General features: G+C 62.9%; 17 protein-coding genes and 1 pseudogene. 6 read left to right on the forward strand and 12 right to left on the reverse strand.

Annotation, left to right across the window (positions count from 1 at the left end; genetic code table 11):
- Positions 1-744: 744 nt before the first annotated feature.
- Positions 745-1,389 (forward strand): hypothetical protein, encoded by a 645-nt coding sequence (locus tag OKW43_RS20605; protein ID WP_187632778.1) that lies wholly within the window; start codon positions 745-747, stop codon positions 1,387-1,389.
- A 218-nt stretch (positions 1,390-1,607) separates the two neighbouring features.
- Here the strand turns inward: OKW43_RS20605 and OKW43_RS20610 are convergent.
- From OKW43_RS20610 to OKW43_RS20630, 5 genes and pseudogenes are all read right to left on the reverse strand, one after another.
- Positions 1,608-1,795: pseudogene (locus tag OKW43_RS20610) on the reverse strand (sigma factor); the annotation flags it as partial.
- 28 nt (positions 1,796-1,823) lie between these two features.
- A complete protein-coding gene (locus tag OKW43_RS20615) occupies positions 1,824-1,967 on the reverse strand; it encodes a hypothetical protein (RefSeq protein WP_187632777.1) in 144 nt (47 codons plus the stop codon).
- A gap of 622 nt (positions 1,968-2,589) precedes the next feature.
- Positions 2,590-3,726, reverse strand: coding sequence for a WD40/YVTN/BNR-like repeat-containing protein (locus OKW43_RS20620; protein ID WP_429449469.1), 1,137 nt, complete (start codon positions 3,724-3,726; stop codon positions 2,590-2,592).
- An 83-nt stretch (positions 3,727-3,809) separates the two neighbouring features.
- Positions 3,810-4,079, reverse strand: a complete 270-nt coding sequence (locus OKW43_RS20625; protein ID WP_187632775.1) for a MoaD/ThiS family protein — start codon at positions 4,077-4,079, stop codon at positions 3,810-3,812.
- Between the two features lie 591 nt (positions 4,080-4,670).
- Entirely contained in the window at positions 4,671-5,435 is a 765-nt protein-coding gene (locus OKW43_RS20630) for an SDR family oxidoreductase (RefSeq protein ID WP_187632774.1), read from the reverse strand.
- Between the two features lie 230 nt (positions 5,436-5,665).
- Between OKW43_RS20630 and OKW43_RS20635 the strand changes: the two genes are divergently transcribed.
- The 3 genes from OKW43_RS20635 (at position 5,666) to OKW43_RS20645 (ending at position 7,708) form a co-directional block, all read left to right on the forward strand.
- Positions 5,666-6,595: a hypothetical protein gene (locus OKW43_RS20635; RefSeq protein WP_429449471.1), complete on the forward strand. Its 930-nt coding sequence runs from the start codon at positions 5,666-5,668 to the stop codon at positions 6,593-6,595.
- A 217-nt stretch (positions 6,596-6,812) separates the two neighbouring features.
- Complete coding sequence (locus tag OKW43_RS20640) at positions 6,813-7,241, forward strand: YybH family protein (RefSeq protein ID WP_429449473.1); 429 nt, start codon at positions 6,813-6,815, stop codon at positions 7,239-7,241.
- A 65-nt stretch (positions 7,242-7,306) separates the two neighbouring features.
- Positions 7,307-7,708, forward strand: coding sequence for a GFA family protein (locus OKW43_RS20645; RefSeq protein WP_429449475.1), 402 nt, complete (start codon positions 7,307-7,309; stop codon positions 7,706-7,708).
- 60 nt (positions 7,709-7,768) lie between these two features.
- Here OKW43_RS20645 and OKW43_RS20650 read toward each other — a convergent pair whose 3' ends face one another.
- Positions 7,769-8,746 (reverse strand): alpha/beta hydrolase family protein, encoded by a 978-nt coding sequence (locus tag OKW43_RS20650; protein ID WP_429449477.1) that lies wholly within the window; start codon positions 8,744-8,746, stop codon positions 7,769-7,771.
- 195 nt (positions 8,747-8,941) lie between these two features.
- On the opposite strand from OKW43_RS20650, the gene OKW43_RS20655 reads away from it, so the two are divergent.
- On the forward strand, positions 8,942-10,396 hold the full coding sequence (locus tag OKW43_RS20655; protein ID WP_429449479.1) for a DUF2252 domain-containing protein: 1,455 nt from the start codon (positions 8,942-8,944) through the stop codon (positions 10,394-10,396).
- A gap of 24 nt (positions 10,397-10,420) precedes the next feature.
- On the opposite strand, the gene OKW43_RS20660 is transcribed toward OKW43_RS20655, so the two are convergent.
- From OKW43_RS20660 to imuA, 4 genes are read right to left on the reverse strand one after another with little or no spacing between them, the layout of a single operon-like run.
- Complete coding sequence (locus OKW43_RS20660; protein WP_187632768.1) at positions 10,421-11,380, reverse strand: SOS response-associated peptidase family protein; 960 nt, start codon at positions 11,378-11,380, stop codon at positions 10,421-10,423.
- A gap of 47 nt (positions 11,381-11,427) precedes the next feature.
- Positions 11,428-14,577, reverse strand: coding sequence for an error-prone DNA polymerase (locus OKW43_RS20665; protein ID WP_187632767.1), 3,150 nt, complete (start codon positions 14,575-14,577; stop codon positions 11,428-11,430).
- A gap of 19 nt (positions 14,578-14,596) precedes the next feature.
- On the reverse strand, positions 14,597-16,066 hold the full coding sequence (locus tag OKW43_RS20670) for a Y-family DNA polymerase (protein ID WP_187632766.1): 1,470 nt from the start codon (positions 16,064-16,066) through the stop codon (positions 14,597-14,599).
- Positions 15,996-16,703: a translesion DNA synthesis-associated protein ImuA gene (gene imuA / locus OKW43_RS20675; RefSeq protein WP_429449482.1), complete on the reverse strand. Its 708-nt coding sequence runs from the start codon at positions 16,701-16,703 to the stop codon at positions 15,996-15,998. The genes OKW43_RS20670 and imuA overlap by 71 nt, the downstream gene beginning before the upstream one ends.
- 185 nt (positions 16,704-16,888) lie before the next feature.
- On the opposite strand from imuA, the gene OKW43_RS20680 reads away from it, so the two are divergent.
- Complete coding sequence (locus OKW43_RS20680) at positions 16,889-17,296, forward strand: GFA family protein (RefSeq protein WP_429449484.1); 408 nt, start codon at positions 16,889-16,891, stop codon at positions 17,294-17,296.
- 38 nt (positions 17,297-17,334) lie between these two features.
- Here OKW43_RS20680 and OKW43_RS20685 read toward each other — a convergent pair whose 3' ends face one another.
- Positions 17,335-19,308, reverse strand: a complete 1,974-nt coding sequence (locus OKW43_RS20685) for an autotransporter outer membrane beta-barrel domain-containing protein (protein ID WP_429449487.1) — start codon at positions 19,306-19,308, stop codon at positions 17,335-17,337.
- Complete coding sequence (locus OKW43_RS20690) at positions 19,199-20,140, reverse strand: hypothetical protein (RefSeq protein WP_429449489.1); 942 nt, start codon at positions 20,138-20,140, stop codon at positions 19,199-19,201. Before OKW43_RS20690 ends, OKW43_RS20685 begins: the two co-directional genes overlap by 110 nt.
- Positions 20,141-20,689: the final 549 nt, after the last annotated feature.

The raw sequence follows: 20,689 nt of genomic DNA on the forward strand, positions 1-20,689 counted from the left end.
CGCGAGCGGCACCCATAGTGCAAGCGGCAGCGGGCGCAGAACACGGTTCCACGCGGCAGGCCGCGACCGAGGCGCGATGAGTGCCGCGCCGGCATACGCCAGCGTAAGGCACAGCCCATTGCGTGGGGTTGGGGGCGACTGGATCGCCAGTCTGGATGAATGACGCGACATGATCCCTCCCGAAACATGGTTCGTGGAAAGTCGTTGTCGCGGAACGCAGGTTGTTGCGACCAGGCAAGGCGCGAAGGCCGCCATACCGCACAACACAGCCTAATGGTAGCAGCGCGTTTCGAAAGACCAACCGGTATTTCCCCATGCCCCGGTGCTTGCTGGTACCTCTTCAAGCGGGGATGTGTGTCGGTCGCCGCGGCAGCAGGAATGGCCGTTCAACCCTCGAAAGCTGCCGTTAAGCTGGTGCGGGATCCAACGGCCGGATCGGGTCGTATTCGGGCATTCAGTTGCCCGGATTCTGCCACCTCCTTCGTTAACCGGTCTCGTAGAATGAGCGTTAGCGAGAAGTCGATAATCGCCTGTCCGCTCATCCTCTGACTTGCGTTGCTCGATCCATCTGAGGTCCGGCGGTATGAACCGGCATAAGCCGCGCCATTGCGACCCCGCGAGCCGGTAACAGGCAAATGGCGCAGAATAGAATCGCGCGCATCTTCGCGCACCGAGAGGACGTGGCGCCCGAGTTTGGACGTCAGAGCCTCAATCTTAGTGAGACAATCTTGCTGTAGTGAGACCATGAAGAAAGGAAAGACAAAACTCACCCGCCACGATGCTGAGCGCCTTTTCGAAGGCCTGCCCAACGGGAACGTGAAAGTAAGCCACCGGCCCGAGAACCCATTCGAAGCCGGGGCGTTCGACGTAGTCGAGCGCGTCGACAACGAAACCAAACTCTGGAAGGACAACCTCATTACTCTTCCGATGGCGATCGAGTTGCCTACTGGCTACGAGTCGGTGTCTCACGTACGCGAGGCGATGGCGAAAGCATGGCACGCGAAGTGGGTAAGGGAAGGAAAAAACGAGGTTGTCGCTGAGTTTCCTGAGGGTTGGACAGCCGTTCGGCCTGGAAGTGGACCCACGGAGTTGCGAGATTCCACCGGCGTAGTTCGCGCGGTATACGGGTGGGCGGAGGACGCGGAGCTCAGGATTCTGCCGCGGTATCTGATTGAATCACAGACGAACAGTTCAAGCGGACTGGCCAGCCTGGTTGTCCGTGATCGCTTGAACGGTCAGGTTCTTGAAAGATCGTCAATATGGTCTGCCCAAACCGGTACCAACCATCCAGACTGGGCCAGACTGTCGGCGTGGCTCAACGTACACTATCCACAATATCGCGATCCGCTTCGGTACTGGGAAGATTACGGGAAAAACGTCCAAAACTAAGCCATTTTCTGGCGCGCCGTCGTCGCGACAAACTACGCCTGCTGGACGAAAGAAGGCGGGAGTCACCGCTTGATTGAGCTTCCGGGCTCGGCCACCTAAGGTCGTTCGCCCGTGCGCTTAGATGGTCATTCAACCGGCTGCTCTACTCAAGAAGCGGCCCGAAAGCCAGATTCGTCCCAGAAGAAGATGCCGGCATTTTCCTCACGAGCCTGTCAGACAATGTGTCGCAGGACCGTCAGCAGCCATGCACGCAGATTGCGGTCGGGCCGAAGCCTTTCCAGCGCGCGAGCGCCCGCTCGGCCGTATCGTGAACCAGATGGTCAGCCCAGACTGAGTCGCCCGTCAGCGCACTCGCATAGCGCCGCGGCTGCGGGAGCCGCGATATCACTTCCCCTTCGGGGTTCACGCGGCGCCGACGGTCGCCCGAGCGCGCATCAATAGCCGCCGCCGCTGCTGGTGCCGCTGCTGCTGCCCGACGAGCTCGTGTCGCCCATGGACTGGCACGCGGCCAACGACAACGATGCGACTCCTAGCGCGATGATCACGCATACGGCCGATAGCAGTCTTGATACTTTCATTTAGAACTCTCCTGCACGGCAAACGCGACTGACTTGTCGCGCGGCCACGCGTTGAGCCGGCGAGTCGTGGATCGCTAGCGGCAAGTGCCGCGACGCCGGTGAACGTTTACAAAAAGGACAGACAACCTCCTGCAAAACGGGGACGCAACCGCTGTGCGCGGCTGACGATTCCCTTTCGCGGTTCCACGGCTTCGCGGCCTTGCACGCGACGCCTAATCTACAAACGCCCACGGCGCGCCATTATTCCACCGCATTTGGCCATTTGTGACACGTATCGCCTCGGGACGATGCACGCTCGACGCGGCACAGACTTTGCGCAAGCTCCGCGACTGTTTGCTGGAAGTTCGTGCGTTGCCGACGATACCGTTTGGCGAAAATGAACTGCGTCCTCCGCCACAAGCTGTCTCCCGCGCAGGGGCGTCCGCGTGACGACTGGTGCTGATCAGACGTTCGGCGAAGTGTCAAAAGGTCTCTTGTGACAAGCCGAGCTACACAAAGCGGTTCGCCGGCGCGTATGGCCCGAAGTATCGATCCATCACGCCGATGCACGGATTCAGGCTATGTCCGGCGCATGAATGGCAATGGAGGCGTGTTTCATGTCTCACCAGCCCGCCGCGCGCCCTCATCCAAACCGAACACAATATACCGGCGGCAAATGCGCTGAAATCAAATGCCAGCTTTCGCCGCCATCGTCGGACGTCCATAACGCGCCGGTGGTCGACCCCATCGCGAGGCGCGTGCCGGAGTCATCTACAGCGAGCCCGTGCCGATACACGAGGTCATACGCCGGTGCAGGCGGCAACCCGTTCGAGAAACGCTCGAACGTGCGGCCTCCGTCGCGTGTGCGCGTGACGACGAACTGGCCGTCTACCGGGATCCGGTACTGGTCTTTCACGGCGGGCACAAACCACGCGGTGTCCGGCTCGCGCGGGTGCACGGCAACCGCGAAGCCGAAGCTCGATGGCTGCGCTTCGATCCGCTGCCAGTGGACAGCGCCGTCGGTCGAGCGGAAGATCGCGCAGTGATGCTGTGTCCACAGCACATCCGGATTTGCCGCGCATTGCACGACGCGGTGCGGGTCTTGCACGTTGGCGTCGCCGCGCCGCTCTGGCGGCATGTAGTCGGCCTCCATGCCCTCGGCACTCGGGCGCCAGGTCGCACCGCCGTCGGCCGTTTGCCAGACGCCCCCGCACGACACGCCGATCGTCACGTGCCGGCTGTTGCGCGGATCGACCATCACGGAATGGATGCCCGGCGCGTCGTAGCCGCCTCCGAACCATTCGCGGCGCTCCGCGCGATCCCACAGCGCACGGTTGAGCACCCATGTGTCGCCGCCATCGTCGGAACGGAAGAGCCCACCGGGAATCGTGCCGGCCCACAGGACGCCCGGCTCGTCCGGGCCGCCGGTTTCGAGCGACCAGATTTGCTGAAGCGTCCAGGACGGCGGCGGCGGACTGGGCGCGGCCGCGTTCGCATTGTCCGCGCCGCCACCGGTACGCGTCTCGTCGGCAGGCTGCGGCGGGTAGACGGGGACCGCGCACTCTTCCCAATCCGCCATGCCCGCGCGCCGGCGATGCAGCTTCACGCCGAAGTGGCCGAGATTGAGCGCGGCGTACAGCGATCCGTCGCGCGGATCAGGCAGCACCATGCTCACCGGCTCACCGACGAAATACGGCTCACCGAGGGTCCAGCCCCCCTCGCCGTCGGCTTGCAGAACGAACAATCCCTTGCGGGTTGCAACAAGCAATCGATCGCTCATGTCGAGTGTCTCCTGTCGACCCAAGTTGGCGCTTTAGCGCTTACTCTGGTCCCATGCAAAGCTCGAGTACGAGTGGAACCTTCTTATCCGCCCGACAACGCCTGTATGACGTAAACCCGGCTTTCCTCGCCGAGCGCATCGGACAGATGTTGTCGGTCGCGCACCGGCCGGCCGTCGACAAACACGGCGAGATGCCTTCGCAGTGAGCCCTGATCGTCAAAGATGTAACCGCGCAGTCGAGGTTGCGCGGCGAAGACGGCCTCGAGTGCTTCGCCGAGCGTGCACGCGTCGATCTCGCGTTCGGGCGTTGCGATATGCCGTTGAATCGAAGCAGCGAAGAAGATGTGCGCCATGGCGGGGTAGCCGAGCGAATGGCCATGTTCGTCAATTCTGCAGTTTAGACGATCCGCCGTGTGCTTCGGGGCATCGCCAGACACCAGACGACAGGTTGCGCCTCCGAAGCGGCCGTCGTGGTGTCGCGAGTCTGAAAGGCGGTTCAGGGTCGCAAGTACGCGTTCGCCGAACGGAGCACGAGATTCAGGGCGGATGGTTGGCGAATGCCCGGTTAGCGGTCTTCAGCCCAGTCCCGCACACCCACACATCAATGACCGCAAAGGCCGGCAACTCGCCGGCGGAGACGCCGCGCGAATGGCCCTTCCAGTTTGCAACCTGCCATAGCCCTCGCATTGGGTCGAGACAGTCGTGGGGCGTCTTCTGACGAATGCTGCCGGGCCGATGATGACCTGCGTCGTCGGTTCAGCATCGGACCGTGTTCGCCCATCAGTCGACGTCAGTCTCCGCTCGCCCGAACGCTCCGATGTCGGCCGCGCATCCGAGACCAGACTCCCGGACGCGAGCCGACATCATCGACGCGTAAGCCCAACACGCGTTCGTGCGTTGTCATCGAATCTCCGGCACCCGCACGGACGCCGTCTTCATCAAGCTCATGTGCGCGTAATCGAAACCCCACCGTCGACCAACGAAGCCGTACCCGTCACGAAGGACGAATCGTCGGAAGCGAGGTAGAGCGCCGAGCGTGCGATTTCTTCCGGCTTGGCAACCCGCTTCAGCGCGTGCAGTCCTGTCACGAACGTCTGCGATTCGGCCGTATCGTTCATGCCGCGATACATCTCGGTATCCACTGCGCCCGGGAGGATCGCGTTGACGCGCACGCCTTGCGGGCCGTATTCAGCCGCGAGCGCTTGCGTCAGTCCGATCAGTCCTGCTTTGCTCGCGGCATAGGCGGCACTCCCAGGGAAGGCGAACGAGTAGCCGACAAACGTCGACGTGAAGATGATCGAGCCACCGCCTTGCTTGATCATTTCAGGAATCTGATACTTGGCGCCGAGAAACGCGCTCGTCAGGTTGGTGGCTAGCGTGGCTGTCCAGCCTGCTTCCGAGACGCCAGTGGACGGTCCCATTTCCCCGAGCGTCCCCGCATTGTTGTAGGCGATGTCCAGACGGCCGAAGCGGCTGACGGCGAGTGCGACCAGCGATTTCGCGAACTCTTCGGATTGCACGTCCCCTGCCAGCGACACAGCCGTACCGCCTTCGCGTGCAATCTCGGCCACGAGCGTCTCGAGTTCGGCTTCGCGACGTGCCGCCAACACAAGCTTTGCACCTTCTGCTGCGAACAATTTTGCGGCAGCACGACCGATACCTGCGCTGGCCCCAGTGACGATAGCGACTTTTCCTGTCAGACGTTGCATGTTCTTTCTCCGGTTTCATCGTCGGCCGGTGCCCAATGCGTCGGCTCGTTGAAACGTACTATACGGTTCCGTTCTAGTGGCAGAAAGACCAAAAATATGGCGGTATCATTCACGTTCTGTGAATGATCGGAGTGCAATATGGACCGGCTGCGTGCGTTTGAGGTCTTGGTGACGACTGCTCGCAGCTAAGATGGGTGAGACCTAACCCAAGCAAAAGTAGGAGGAGGTCCATGAGCAGACTTGCTAAATCCCCAATGGCCAACCGACGCGCGCAATCGTGGTGGGTGGTCTTGACGACGATGTTCTGCTGGTTGTGCGTGAGCGCGTTCGCGCAGGCGGACGACGGCGCCGCTCGCCTGCGCGAGAAATATCAAAATCTGACGCAGCAACTCGCGCACAACCAGTTTCAGCGACCGCTGTACCTCGAATCGCAGGAGTTGCCGTCGGCGCTCAAGGGGGACATTTACGGTGTGCTCAACTATCCTTTCGCCGTGGTTAGCGGCGCGCTCAACGACCCGGTTCATGGCCCGGCCAACTGGTGCGACGTGATGATCCTGCATCTGAACACGCAATACTGTCATGCGTCGACCGGCGACAGCGGTACGGTTCTCACCGTCAACATCGGCAAGAAAACCGAGGAATCACTTTCGTCGTCCTACCGCCTGCAATTCAACTATCGCGCGGTCGCGAGCACCCCGGATTATTTTCGCGTCGAGCTCACCGCCGCCACCGGTCCGCTGAGCACGAAAGACTACCGTATCGTGCTGGAAGCGATACCCGTGGGTGATAGCCGCACCTTTATTCATCTGACTTACGCCTACGGATACGGCGCGGCCGGACGGTTTGCGATGAAAACCTATCTGGCGACGATCGGCAGCAACAAGGTCGGCTTTTCCTCGACGCCCGATCCGTCGACGAACGAGACTCGATACATCGGCGGCGTGCGCGGTCTGGTCGAACGCAACACGATGCGCTATTACCTCGCCATCGATGCCTATCTCGGCGCGCTTTCCAACCCGCCCAACGCACGCCTCGACAAACGCCTCACCGACTGGTTCGATGCGACCGAGCAGTATCCGCGGCAGTTGCACGAGGTCAGCCGCGCCGACTACATGCAAATGAAGCACGACGAGTACCAACGTCAGCAGACCGCCCAGTAATCCGCGCAGCGGTCGGACCTCCCCGGTCCGACCGCCCGCGACGTGCACGCGATCTGATCAATGCAACGCAATATCGCATCGAAGATCTATTCCGCAGGATGTCGAGCGGGTGGTTCGTCGATCGTCGTTACCCGGTAAGACAATCGGTCAGGAACTTCGGATCCGCTGTTTGCGCCAGTTCTGGCCTCCATCTCGATCCCACTCAGGAGAACACGCCGTGAACAAACTCGACAATCCGGTTCTGCAAGTCCTGGCAGACTACCAGGCCGCGGTATGGGCAAAAGACGTGGACTCGTTCGTCGCGCTATACGACCGGGAGGCGGTGGTCTTCGACATGTGGGGCTCATGGTCGTACCACGGTATCGCGTCGTGGCGGGCCATGGTGGAGGGCTGGTTCGGTTCGCTGGGTGCAGAACGTGTGAACGTGAACTTCAGCGCGGCGCAAACGATCGTCGCCACGGACCTCGCCGTTGTTCACGCCTTCGCGACGTATAAAGCCGTCGACGCCGACGGCCTGGAACTGCGTTCGATGGACAATCGCCTGACCATGACACTGAGGCTGCAAGCCGATGGATGGAAGATTGTTCACCAGCACACCTCTGCTCCGATCGAGGTCGGCACGGCGCAGGTTATTTTCAGGCGCTAGCGGCACGGATCGCGCTGCTTTACTATCCAATCCATTTGCGACGTGCCTTGTGTTCACGAGCAGCCATGAAACGATTGCTTGCCGGCCGATGCCTTTGCGCTGCTGTCCATTACTCGGTAGAGGACGAATTCGTCTATGCGTTGAACTGCCACTGTTCAAACTGTCGGCGCGCAACCGGCTCGGCGTTCAAACCATTCGCGGGAATCGAGCGCGACAAGCTGCGCATCACTCGCGGCGAAGACAGCCTGTTGATTTTCGGCGACGAGCGAGCGTCGCACGATGTGCGCTGCAAAATTTGCGGAAGCCTTATGTTCTCGGTGGTCCGTCAGGGGCAGTACGTTCACGTCACACTGGGAACACTCACGGACTCACCCACCGTATCCGCTACCGCCCACATTTTCGTAGGTTCAAAGGCACCGTGGTATTGCATCACTGACCAACTGCCGCAACACGACGAATTCGGTTAAATCGGCGCGGCCCTGGCTGGCATCGGCGAAGTCGATGACGCCGTCGCGCGGCAGTCTTTCCTATCGCAGCATCGACTCGAACGAGCGCACCACATCGGCGTTGAATCGTCGATGGAACGCCGCCCGGTCGAAGCCGGGTGCGCTGCCGCAGATCTCTGGCCGCATCCGCGCAAGACGCGCATCGCAGGGTGGCAGGGAGTCGTAGTGGCCTGCGTTGACCACCACGCGATAGTCGGGAGCGCGGGGCAGTTGGTCCCGTATCGGCTCGTCGTACCAGGGATGCGGTTGATGCCGATCGTCGACGGCGCTCCACAGCTGAACCGGGGCGCGCACGCCGCTCAAGCCCGCGCGGCCGAAAGCAAATCCGAACGCGGGCGCCGCGATGACGACGGCCTTGATGCGCGCATCGTGGACCCAGACGCCGGCGCGAACATTCGCGCCGAAATGGACGTCGACGCCCGCATGCCGCAAAGCTTCGCACAGGTCATGCTCCGGGTGGACTTCGCAAAACGGCGCAATTTTCGAAAGATCCGGGATGCCGCCGGTGGCCACCAGCACGGTGAAGCCGCCGTTGGAAAAGCCAAACGCGCCGACGCGGTTCGCATCCAGCCGCTCGTGCCCACGCCAATCGTCGAGCATGTAATCCACCAGCCGATGAAGCTGGGCGGGACGGCGCCACAGTTGCAGCACGCGGCTCTGATCATCGAAAGTGTCGCCGGCGTGACTGACCGCCGCCGCGACGAAGCCCGCGCGGGCCAGCGCGAGAGCCGTGTCGTAATGGCTGCCGTACCAGCCTGCGCCACCGTGCGACAGCACCACCAGCGGCAGTTGACGGCCCGCGATAGGAGCGTCGGGCGCGACGGTCTGGGTGACATTGCCCAACGCGTGCGGCGTTGCCGGCGCATCGGTCGGATACCAGATTCCCGCAGTGAGCGGCGGCTCGGCGCCATCAGGTATTTCGACCTCCTCGAAGCCGACCTCGGCGGCGAGAACTGGCGCGGCAAGCATCAAGGCGAGAAGGGCTGCGACGATGGCCATCAATCTCACGGTGGTCTCCATGGTTGTCGTCGATCGGTTGAACTTCGGGCGGCTCGCGGCTATGAGACCATAGTCCAATTGAATATTTCAGGATCGGGTTCAATAGTAGTGAAACGCCGCGTTTTGTCGACAATGAAGCCGGCGCGATTCTCTGGCGTCAGGCCGCCTGATCCTGAATCGAAAAAGGAGTGACGCGTGTCTGATTCCTCTGCTGCAAAACCCACCCAGCCCGCCACGGATCGCACCGATCCGGGGACCCTGGCGGCGCAACAAGATCCGTCCACGCTGTTCGCGGGGCGTGGCTCGCTGGCCGCGCGCGTCGAGCAGGGCAAAGCGGCGCGCAGAAAGGCGCCGCGCGGGGAACTGGCGACCTGCAAGATCGAGGCTCGCGATCCCATCGCTTTGCTCGACGCGTCCAACGCGGGCCGGGTGCCGGAGCTGATCCCGATCCGCTACGGGCGCATGGTCGCGAGTCCGTTCGCGTTCTATCGGGGCGCCGCGCCGCTGATGGCACACGACCTGTCGAAGCTGCCGCATTCCAACGTGACCGTGCAGCTGGGCGGCGACGCGCATCTGGCCAATTTCGGACTATTCGCGAGTCCGGAGCGGCGCATTCTTTTCGGACCCAACGACTTCGACGAAACTCTGCCGGGCCCATTTGACTGGGACGTGCGCAGGCTCGCCGCCTCGTTCGTGATTGCCGCGCGCGAACGCGGCTTTGCGACTCGCGACCAGCGCGGCGTAGTGCGCCGGCTATGCGAGACCTTCCGGCAACGGCTCGCCGAATTGAGCAGCATGGACACGCTCGACGTCTGGTACTGTCAGTTCAAGGCGGCGAGCATGCTGGCGATTGCCGATTCGGTGGAGGAGAGAAAGAAAGAGCTGGCTGTCATCGAAAAAGCGCGGCAGCAGTCGTCGCGCTCCGTGATGACTCACACGACCGAGATTGTGAACGGCAAGCTTCGCATCAAGGACGTACCCCCGCTCGTGTACCACGTCCCGCTCGAGAACCCGCACGAACAGAAACAGTATCAGGCGATGGTACGGCGCTTCTTCGCCGACTACCGTTTGACGCTTGCCGATGACAGGCGCGCGCTGTTCGATCGCTATGAACTGGTGGATGTCGCCATTCGCGTCGTGGGTATCGGGTCGGTGGGAACGCGTTGTTACGAGGCGCTGTTCATGGCCGACGCAGAGTGTCCACTGTTCCTGCAACTGAAGGAGGCCCGGGCTTCCGTGCTGGAGGGCTACCTGCCGCCGAGCCGTTATCCGAATCACGGCCAGCGCGTGGTGAACGGGCAGCGTCTGCTGCAGTCGGCCAGCGACATTTTTCTCGGCTGGTCGAAGATGCGTCACACGGGCAATGACTTCTATGTGCGGCAATTGCGCGACATGAAGGGCGCGTTCGACTTCACCACGTTCGACGTCGAAGATCTCGGCGAATACGCGGTGTCGTGCGCTCACGCGCTGGCCCATTCGATGGCGAAAGCCGGCGATCCGGCGTTGCTCTGTGGATATGTCGGAAAGTCGGATACATTCGACGAAGCCGTCGTGCAATTCGCGCTCGCTTACGCGGAACAGAATGAAGCGGACTGGACGGTTTTGAAGGCGGCAATCAAGGCGGGGCGTATTCAGGTGATTCGTGAATGAGGTTCAAGTTCCCGCGTGGCGCGTTCACGCCGCGATCCGATGCTCGTAGAACGGCCGATCCCGATCATCGAGAATCGCGTACAGCGTTTGCAGATCGCGCGGATCGGGATTCAACCACGCGTCGATATGCTCAGGCTTGATCGGAATGATGCAGCGATCATGCCCGGCGGCGGCAACCTCGGGTGGCGGATCGTCGGTGATTGCGGCGAACGACAATAAATCCGGCTCACCTTGGCCGCTCCAGCGGGACCATAAGCATGCGACCAGCATGTCGTGTGGCGGATTGGGGCTGAACTCGAGCCGGACATTTTCATCTTTCTCGCCGGGTGCGAGCTCACGGCCTTCCATCCGCGCGCGCGACACGTTCTCATAGAAGGCGCTGGCCAGCACAAGTCCATGCGAATAGCCGAATAGCGCTTTCCAGAAACCTTCGAGACTGTCCCGACGAGCGTTGTACGTGCCGGGATAGCGAGCGTCGTACGATGCGGGCTTGCCAGCAACGCGGCACTGATAGCGCATCGGCTTGACGACGCGCTGGCCGTTTTCCATCACCATCACAGGCGCGTAGTAGCCTGGAAAGATGCGCGAGTCGTCTGCTTTGGGATCGATTCGCCGGAGTTCGTCGAGTCGCTCGAGCGTGCGCTCGATCTTGTCTTTTGCGATCCGTTTGCTCCCGGTCGCCGCCTTGGTGGGTTTGATTTGCAGCGAGCGCTCGGCATCGGCGAAGCGGGTGCGCTGTTTGAACAGTTCCTGTTCGAGCTTCACCGTCTGCCGCGATCTGAAGCGTTCGATCAGCGCCCAGATTTCCCGTTCCGCGTCGGACTGCGGTTCGGAGAAGGCGTCTTCCATCGCTTTGGGAATTTTGGCCTGACCGTCCTGCGCGCGTTCGAAGAAAAGACGCGCGAATTCCTCGATGCTCATCTGCGCGCCGAACATGCGGACATAGCGCCGGTAGTCCGCCAGAATCTGAGCCGAATAGCACATGGATGCCTCCGTTTGCTGTTCCGATGATACGCATTTGCGCGCTCGCGTCAGCAGAAGTTTCTGCTCGTCGTTTGCAACTCGCCCAGCAGATGAGACATGTCGACCAGCCGCTGCGCCACGAGGTGCCGTACTTCTCCCTGACACTGCCATGTGCCGTACACGGCGAGCAGTGCGGCGCCCAACGCTTCTTTGCGCTGTTTTTCGAGCAGACTCGGCCAGATGATCACATTGACGTTGCCCGTCTCGTCTTCGAGCGTGACGAACACGACGCCCTTGGCCGTGCCGGGACGCTGACGCACCGTCACCAGTCCGCAGCCGCGCGCGAGGCGGCCGTCGCGATAGGTCCGCAGCGTCGAGGCCGGCATCAGCCGGTTCGCGAGCAACTGCGGCCTGAGCAGTTCCAGCGGATGGCGGTTGAGCGTCAGGCCGAGCGAGCGATAGTCGGCGACGATGTCGTTCGCTTCGCTCGGTGCGCCCAGTTGGGGCGTTTCGTCCTGCGTCGCCGCGGCCGCGAGCATATCCTTGTCCGGCACCGCGACGACCGACTGCCACAGCGCTTCGCGGCGGTTTCCCGCGAGCGATGCCAACGCATTCGCGTCCGCGAGCGCATGCAGGTCTTTGCGATCGAGTTGCGCGCGGCGCGCGAGATCGTTGACGCTCGCGAACGGACGAACCGCGCGCGCGTTCTCGATTCGTTCCGCGGCGCCGTCCTTCATGCCGCGCAGCAGCGAAAGACCGAGACGCACGGCGGGGCGTGTCGCGCCCGCACGGTGTTCGAGCGATGAATCCCAACCGCTGATCGTCACATCGGCCGGCAACACCGTGACGCCATGCCGCTGCGCATCCTGAACCAGTTGCGACGGCGAATAGAAGCCCATCGGCTGGCTGTTCAGCATCGCGGCGAGAAAGGCCTCCGGTTCGTGACACTTGAGCCAGCTGCTCGCATAGACGAGCAACGCGAAACTGGCCGCGTGACTTTCGGGGAAACCGTATTCGCCGAAGCCCTTGATCTGCTCGAAGATCGCTTCCGCGAAGGCCTGGTCGTAACCGCGCTCCTGCATGCCGAGCACGATACGGTCGTAGTATTTTTCGAGTCCGCCTTTGCGTTTCCACGCGGCCATCGCGCGTCGCAGCTGGTCGGCTTCGCCGGCGGTGAAGCCGGCCGCGAGAATCGCCACCTGCATCACCTGCTCCTGGAAGATCGGCACGCCGAGTGTGCGGCCCAGCGCGGTCTTCAACGCGTCGCTCGGATAGGTCACGGGCTCGAAGCCCTGACGGCGCTGCAGATAGGGATGCACGGCGCCGCCCTGAATCGGACCGGGCCGCACGATCGCAACTTCGATCACGAGGTCGTAGAACTTGCGCGGCTGCATGCGCGGCAGCATGCTCATCTGCGCGCGTGATTCGATCTGGAACACGCCGACCGTATCGGCGGCCGAAATCATCGCGTAGGTCGCCTCATCTTCGGCGGGGATGTCCTGCATTTCGAAGCGTTCTCCACGCTGTTCCGAAACGAGGTCGAGCGTGCGCCGGATCGCGGACAGCATGCCGAGCGCGAGCACGTCGACCTTGAGCAAGCCCAATGATTCGAGATCGTCCTTGTCCCACTCGATCACCGAGCGGTCCGCCATCGCCGCGTTTTCCACCGGCACGAGCCGCGTGAGCTTGCCGCGGCTGATTACGAAGCCACCCGAATGCTGCGACAGGTGGCGCGGAAAATTCAGCAGTTGCGAGGCGAGCTTCGCCCATGCCTGAATCAAGGGCTGGTCCGGATCGAGGCCGGATTCCGCGAAGCGTGCGAGCAGATCGCGACTGGTATCGAACCAGTGATGCGACTTCGCGACCGCGTCGACGATCTGCGGATCGACGCCGAGCGCCTTGCCGGTTTCCCGCAGCGCGCCACGCGGACGATAGGTCGACACCGCCGCCGCGATCGCGGCCCGGTCGCGGCCGTACTTGCGATAGATGTACTGGATCACTTCTTCGCGCCGCTGATGCTCGAAGTCGACGTCGATATCGGGCGGCTCGCCGCGCTCCTTGCTGATGAAGCGCTCGAACAGCATGTTGCCGCGCGCGGGGTCCACTTCGGTCACGCCGAGGCAGTAGCAGACCGCCGAGTTCGCGGCCGACCCGCGTCCCTGACACAGAATGTGCTGACTGCGCGCGAAGCGGACGATGTCGTAGACCGTCAGGAAATACGGCTCGTACTGCAAGTCCGCGATCAGTTCGAGTTCGTGCTCGATCTGCTGCTGAACGTGATGCGGAATGCCCGCCGGAAAACGCCGCTGCGCGCCGATGTAGGTCTCCTGGCGAAGATACGAGGCCGGCGTATGGCCGGGCGGCACCAGCTCGTCGGGATACTCGTAGCGCAACTCGTCGAGCGAAAACGTGCAGCGGCTCATGATGTCGAGCGTCGCGGCCAGCGCGTCTTCCGGGTACAGGTTGGCGAGCCGCAACCTCGAGCGCAGATGCTGCTCGGCGTTCGGCGCGAGATCATAGCCGCACTGATGGACCGGTTTGCCGACACGGATCGCGGTCATCGTGTCCTGCAGCGGCTTGCGCGAGCGCACGTGCATCACGACTTCGCCGAGCGCGACGACGGGCACATCCCGGCTGCGCGCGACGAACTCGACCGCGCCGCGATGCAGGTCGTCCATCGCGCGTTGATGGAGCACGAGGCCGACCCATGCGCGGCCGGTGAACGTTTCGTCGAGCCATTCGACCTGCGCGTCGAGCGCGTCTTCGCTGGCCGGGAAATCCGGCACGAGAATCGCGAGGCAGTCGGGCATGCCGAGCAGGTGGCGATACGCCTTCTCCGGCCGCGACAGATCCTGCGGCGTGAGCCGGTATTCGCCCTTGGGCGCGCGCATGCGCGCCAGCGTGATCAGCTCGGACAGATTGCCGTAGCCGTTGCGGTTGCGGGCGAGCAGGATCAGGCCGAACGCCGGCGAACCATCGGCATTGACGAGCCGGAAATACGAGCCGACGATAAACGGCAGCTTCGCTTCTTTCGCCGCGACATGCGCGCGCACGACTCCCGCGAGCGAGCATTCATCGGTGATCGCGAGCGCGGAGTAGCCGAGTTGCGCGGCACGCTCGGCGAGTTCCTCGGCGTGCGACGCGCCCCGCAGAAACGTGAAGTTGGAAAAGCAGAACAGCTCGGCATACGCCGGCAGCATCGCGAAGGTGGTATCCATGGCCGCTCATCCGCGCCTGTCAGCCGAACAGGCCATGCAGATACCAGCGTTGCTCTTCTTCCGCGTCGCGGCTGCTCACCCGTTCGCGGTAGATCCAGTAGCAGCTCTGGTCGTCCGCCTGCGCGACGAAGTAATCGCGCGTGACGAGTTCGCTGTCGAACCAGCCGCTCTCGATGCGCTCGCCCGGCGACACCATGCGCAACGGCGAGCCATAGAACGGACGGTGCTGGCGCATCAGCAGACGCACCGGCGTGTCGAGCATCCACGTCGGGCGGGGCAGATTCTGCGGCAGCGGCGCGGGCTTGAGCGGCTGCGAGACCGGCAGCCAGCGGTTCGCAATCTCCGGCCGATGATCGGCGCTCGGCGCGGGTTTCAGCACGTTCTCGTCGCCGAGCCGCGCGACCAGTAGTTCGAGCAGGCGCTCGTGATCTTCCTTCGAGCCGCCCGGTTCGGGAAACAGCGTGTCGGACGTGGGCGCGGCCGACTCGACGTTCGATGCATCGAGCCGCAATGCAATCACGGGCGCGGCGAGCTCGATACGATGCAGCCGCTCCTTCAGCAGGCGCATCAGATGTTCTTCGCGCCAGCTCGGCTCGCCGAGTGCGATGTCGATCGTGGTCGGCTCGATCGCAGCGCGTCCGCGCTCGTGTTCGAGCGACAGGCGAATGCCGGTGAGCGCGAGCTGTTTCGCGCACAGCCATCCGCACAGTTGCACGACGAGCCGCTGTGCGCCGAACACCGCGCCATCCGCGTGTTCGAGCCGGTCGGGCATCTCGATGCGCGCCGAGAACGTGGGCGGCAGTTCGAGCCAGTCGAACAGTTCGGGCGCGGTCCCGAACGCGCGGTCGAGCGAGTCGAGCAGATGTTCTCCGCAGCGGCGCTGCAAGCCGGCGCGGGGCAGGCGGCGCAGATCGGCGATGCGTTCGCAACCGAGGCCCGTGAACCAGTCGGCGAACGGGCGCACTTCGGGCACGGCGAGCATCGGCAGGGCGGACAGACGCCGTTCGAGCGACGCGAGCTTCAGCACACGGCGGTTGCCATACTTCGCGAGCAGCCACGCGCCCTGGCCGGTCGGCGCGGCACTGATGCGCGCGGTGAAGCCGAGCGCGTCGAGGATGGCCTTCGCATCGCGACACAGCGCGAGCAGGCCGCCAAAGAGCCGCAGACTCGCGCCGATCTCGACGACGACCGTCGCCTCATCGAGCAGCGCGACTTCGGGCGAGAAGCGCATCAGCGCGATGCCCACCTCGCGATGGGCCGCCGCCTCGCGGCCGCCATCGCGCTCATACATGCCGGTTTGCGGCGACAGCGTCAGCACGCCGCCGCGCTTCATGCCGGGACGCACGCCTGCCGAGCGCGCGGCGGGGTCGGCCATCACCACTTTGTCTTTCTCCAGCACCGCGCAGCCATGCGCGGGCTCAGGTGACCACTTCGGTCTGAAGACCTCGAGCGGCAACTTTGGCAGATGAACGGCGAGAAAGACGCGCATGTCGGGAAAGCAGAACGGGGGTGGGTTGAAGGGGAATCGACAGGGGCTCTGCGCGAGCGGGCCCTCGTCGTTTCACGATGTCGATGGTGAGACCTTCGGCCGATGGCCTGAGCGCGAGCCGCAGCAGCGCGGGCGATGCATCTTGCGCGGTGGCGAGCGGCCGCACCATGATGAAAAGCGTCTCCGACGATTGCGCGGCCAGATGCAGACGGCGCAGCGACGACGCCTGCGCGTACTGCGCCCAGAAGATCAGCGCGCCGCAACTGCCGGCGCGCAGGATCTGCTCGGCCGACCACAGCGCGTCGGCGGTTTTCGGCGCATTGATTCGCAGCACCTGCTGCAGCGACAGGCCGATGTAGTTGAGCCCGAGGCCGTCCGGCGTATGCGGCGGTTGCACGAAGGCGAGCGGACGCTCGCCGACGGCGCTGAGCGCCGGCTGCAACAACCGCAGTTCGCCGACGCCGGCCTGCTGCACGAGCAGATCGACCAGCGCGCCCAGCGGCCAGCCGCCGCCGGGCAATTCCGCCGACAAGGCCGGATAGCCGGTATCGACGCTGCGGCCGCGGCCAGCGCCAAGCTGGGACGCCCGCCACAAGGACGGGTGAATGGCTTCCGGTGCTGGCAGGGCGGCTGTCATTTACGAAAATACCTGTATGGATATACAGTATCCTACATGTTTTTATGCGATAGCGAACAGGCACTTTTTTTGGAGGGCGGGCGCTGCGCGACCGCCATTACCGCGAGGGTTGTGCTGGTTCGTGCATTGGCAGCACGAAGTCGTGCCGTCCATAATTGCAGCGGCCCTCAACCTCGGAGAACCCCATGCTGCGCACGTACCTCGGCAGTTGCCATTGCCAACTCGTCAAGTTCGAAGCTCGCATCGACTTCGACAACGGCACGTCGAAATGCAATTGCAGCTACTGCAGCAGGCTGCGATTCTGGCACGTGCAGGTTCGCCGGGAAGACTTTCGTCTGCTCTGCGACGAAGCCGCGCTGAGCGAATATCAGGGTAACAATCGGGTCGCGCATCACCCGTTCTGCAAACGCTGCGGGGTCCACGTATTCGATCGCATCGATATGCCGAACGGCACCGGGTATTCGTATATCAACGTGAACATCATGTGCATCGATGAACTCGATCTCGACGCGGCACTGAATGCGCCAGTCACCTATCGCGATGGGCTACACGACGACTGGGGCAATCCGCCTACGCAAACGCGGCACCTTTGATTGCGCCGGTCACGACATTGATGGGGCAAAGCAGACGCCTACCAGACATAGCGCACGCCGAGATCGCCCTTGACCCCACTACGGCGGACATTGCTGTTTCCACTCACGGCGAACTGGTAGCCGAACTGTCCGTATAGGTTCAGCCGATCCTTGATCTTCGCGGTGACACCGCCGGCGAACTCCAGTCGCGTGGCCTGCACATTCAGCGGCACCGGATCATTGGCGAAGGTCGTGGTGGCCTGGGCATTGAAATCCCGCCACAGGTTGGCGCGCACATACGGCTGCCACACCGTCTCATGGCTGCCTTCGATGGTCCACTTGCCGCGCACGCCGAGCCGGCCACTCGCACCCGAAGTCGAGCCGAGGGCGACTTCACCCAGACCATCGTTCGCATCGTTGAACGACACATGCTGCCAGATGATCTGCGCCTGCGGCTCCAGTTCGAAACCCGGGCCGAGCGGCAGCGGGATCGGATAGCCCCCCTCCAGGGATGTCGCGAAGCCCGTACCCCGGACCGGCAGACTCGCAAATTGCGTGGTCGCGCCGCCGTCGTAGTACGTACCCTGCACGACCGCATCGAGATACCAGCCACTGGGGCCGTAGTGCGTCCAGTAGCCACCGCCGGTATACGCATTCAGATGCATCGAGCCGGTGTGCTCCAGCGCGTATCCGGTTGCCGCCGCGTTGGTGACCAGGCCATCGACATCTGCACTGCCGTAGGCGTATGCAAAGTAGACGCCTGCAGCGTCGCGATGACCGGGCAACAAGCTTCCGCGCCATACGTCGAGACCGGTCTGCAAACCTCCGACTCCGCCGCTCGCGCGCGGGTCAGCGAAGGCCCCGTAGCGGTTGTCGATCTGCCCGCCGAACACGCGTCCCCAGGCGGAGCGTGCCCAGCCCGAGCCACCGGCGCCACCATTCTCCGTCGTGAGCGAGTCGCCGATGCGCTCATGCAGCGTACCGAGCATCTCGACACCCATCTGCCGGGCGACCGGTTGAACTACGCCATAGGTGGCCAGTTCCGGCCCGATGATCGGATAGACGCCCGGCGGCAACAGTTCCGGCGGGGGCTCGGTGCCAGGTCCTATCTCTGGCTCCTCTTCCGGTTCCCCCGGAGGGGGCGGCACGATGAAGGTCGAGCGCAGGAACCAGTCCTCCGGATTGCTGCCGTTGAGGCCGCCGCGATACAACCGATAGTCGTCGGCGCCACCGCGCGCCTCGCCGGCGAGCGTAAAGGCGTCCGGCGCCGTGGTGCCACCGTTGGTCGCCTGCACGACGAGAATGCCATTTCCCGTCGTCAACCCACCGGAGCCGCCTGCATTCGTGATGTGCACCGATGAAGGGTCCGCGCTGCCGCCATTGATGATGAGCCTGTCCGACGGCGAGCCGTCCGCTCCGAGAAACGTGCGTAGCGCGAGCGTGCCGCCGTCGCCCACATAGTCGTTGACGGTCAGCGCACCGAATTGCCCCTGCGGCAGCCCGAAACCAGGCTCAACTGTTCCTGCATTGGTGACGGTGTTGAAGACCGTTCCAGTACTGCCCAGAGTTCCGTTTGCCTCCACGTCGACCGGCGACTGCAACGAGCCGGTCAGATTAAGGACGCCATTGCGGACGATGGTTGGACCGGTAAAGGTGTTATGGCCGGATAACGTCAGCACGCCGCTGCCGACCTTGGCCAGTGCTCCGCTTCCCGATAGCACGCCGGACCAGCTCGCGCCGATGCCGTTGGTATCGATGGCCGACGTCGTGCCGCCGACCAGCGTTGCGTTGACGCCTGCGCTCAGCGCCGAACCCACCACCTGTATCGTTCCGCCGCCGAGATTGAATGCATAGATGCCGCCCAGATTGTTGTAGTCGCCAAACAGCGAGCTGCCGCCGATCTGCAGCGTGCCGCCCGACAGGTTATACGTGCCGTTGCCGGCCGCCGCGAGATACAGTCTCGACGCGCCGCCGATCGCAAGGGTCCCGCCGGTCTGGTTGATCGTGCCAGTGCCTTCGCCGGCGGTCGACACGAGGTTCGAGCCGAGGAACAGCGCGCCGTTCGCCAGCTTGAAGGTGCCGCCGCTCAGGTTGAGCGTGCCGCTGCTCGGCGCGCTGCTTCCCGAGTTTCGGCAGTTGGTTTCGGCCGAGCGTCATGAAGTCGGTGGCACTGTTGCCGAACGTGGCGGTACCGCCTGACAGGTTGTAGGTGCCGGTCCCGCCCTGGTTGCCGAGGTTCAGCGACACCGGCGTACCCGGCGTGCCAAACACGACATTGCCAGCGGTTTGCGTAACCGTACCGGTGCCGCCAAAGTCGCCGACCTGAAGCGCGGAGTTGAATGTGAGCGTGCCGCCGCTTACGTTCAACGTGCCAGACGATGTCGAACCGGGAACAGTTGGGGCATTGCCCAGGCCCAGCGAAAGATAGTCGATCGCGGCATTGCTGCTCGTCACCGCAAGTCCACCGCCAATCACGAATGCGGAGCCGCCCCGGATCGTTGCGCCGTCGATCGTCAGTGTCCCGGCTCCCGTTTTGACGAACTGGCCTTGTTGCGAAGTTGGATCGCTCGCAGTGCCAGCGTTGTTGATCGTGCCGGAGAAGTTGGTGCTCGTGCCGTCAGTGCCAACAACCAGGACGCCGTTAGCGATGGTGTTGATCGTTTCACTGCCAGAGAGATTGGGCCGTTCGGTGACCGTCTGCTGCGCCAATGTCGGCACGGGTGACAGGCCCAGGAGCCAGATCGCATGGAGGATGCTGAAGCGGTTGAGCCGCTTATGCCGCGTCCTCAGCGGATTCGCCGGTTGCCGGTGCGCGCCGCCGGCAAGTGCGTTCAATGATACGCAGCGAATCGAACTTGCAGCCATGGCAGCCCCTCCGTTATACGCCGGTGGAAGCTTGCCAGATCACATGTTGCGAGCTTGACTTCGCAAGACCGATCCATCGACGGTGGATTGCGTAATGCACCTCCCCGAACAGTCGTGACCTTAATGGTTGTGCGCAGGCGATTCAGATATTGCCACGCTTTGCTAAGAGTAATCAGGGAGATCGAATTGTCAAGAATAAACTTCAGGAATTCGCTGACTATCAGTCATTTTCTAACCACCAATGAACGCCATTCAATGCACGTTCTTCAATAGGTTTTCATTCAATATTAGAGTCACGAAATATGCTTTATGAATCACGATTGGCAGCAGCAGGATGCGGAGGCCGATTCAACCGGTCGATTCAGGCTGCCTCTGTTGCTGCTTTCAATTCGCTCGCGCCGCGGGCTAACCGGCGTTCAATAATTCGCAGTGACGAAGTGGCGCCAGTGGTAAGGCAGCTTAGGCACGTCGAGTATGTTCAGCGATATTCGCAATCTGACAGAAGCAATCAGATTGAAGGATCGAAAGGTATTGCTGGATTTCGCGGTA

Source organism: Paraburkholderia sp. WC7.3g (genome assembly GCF_050436345.1).
GTDB classification, from domain to species: Bacteria; Pseudomonadota; Gammaproteobacteria; order Burkholderiales; family Burkholderiaceae; genus Paraburkholderia; species Paraburkholderia podalyriae.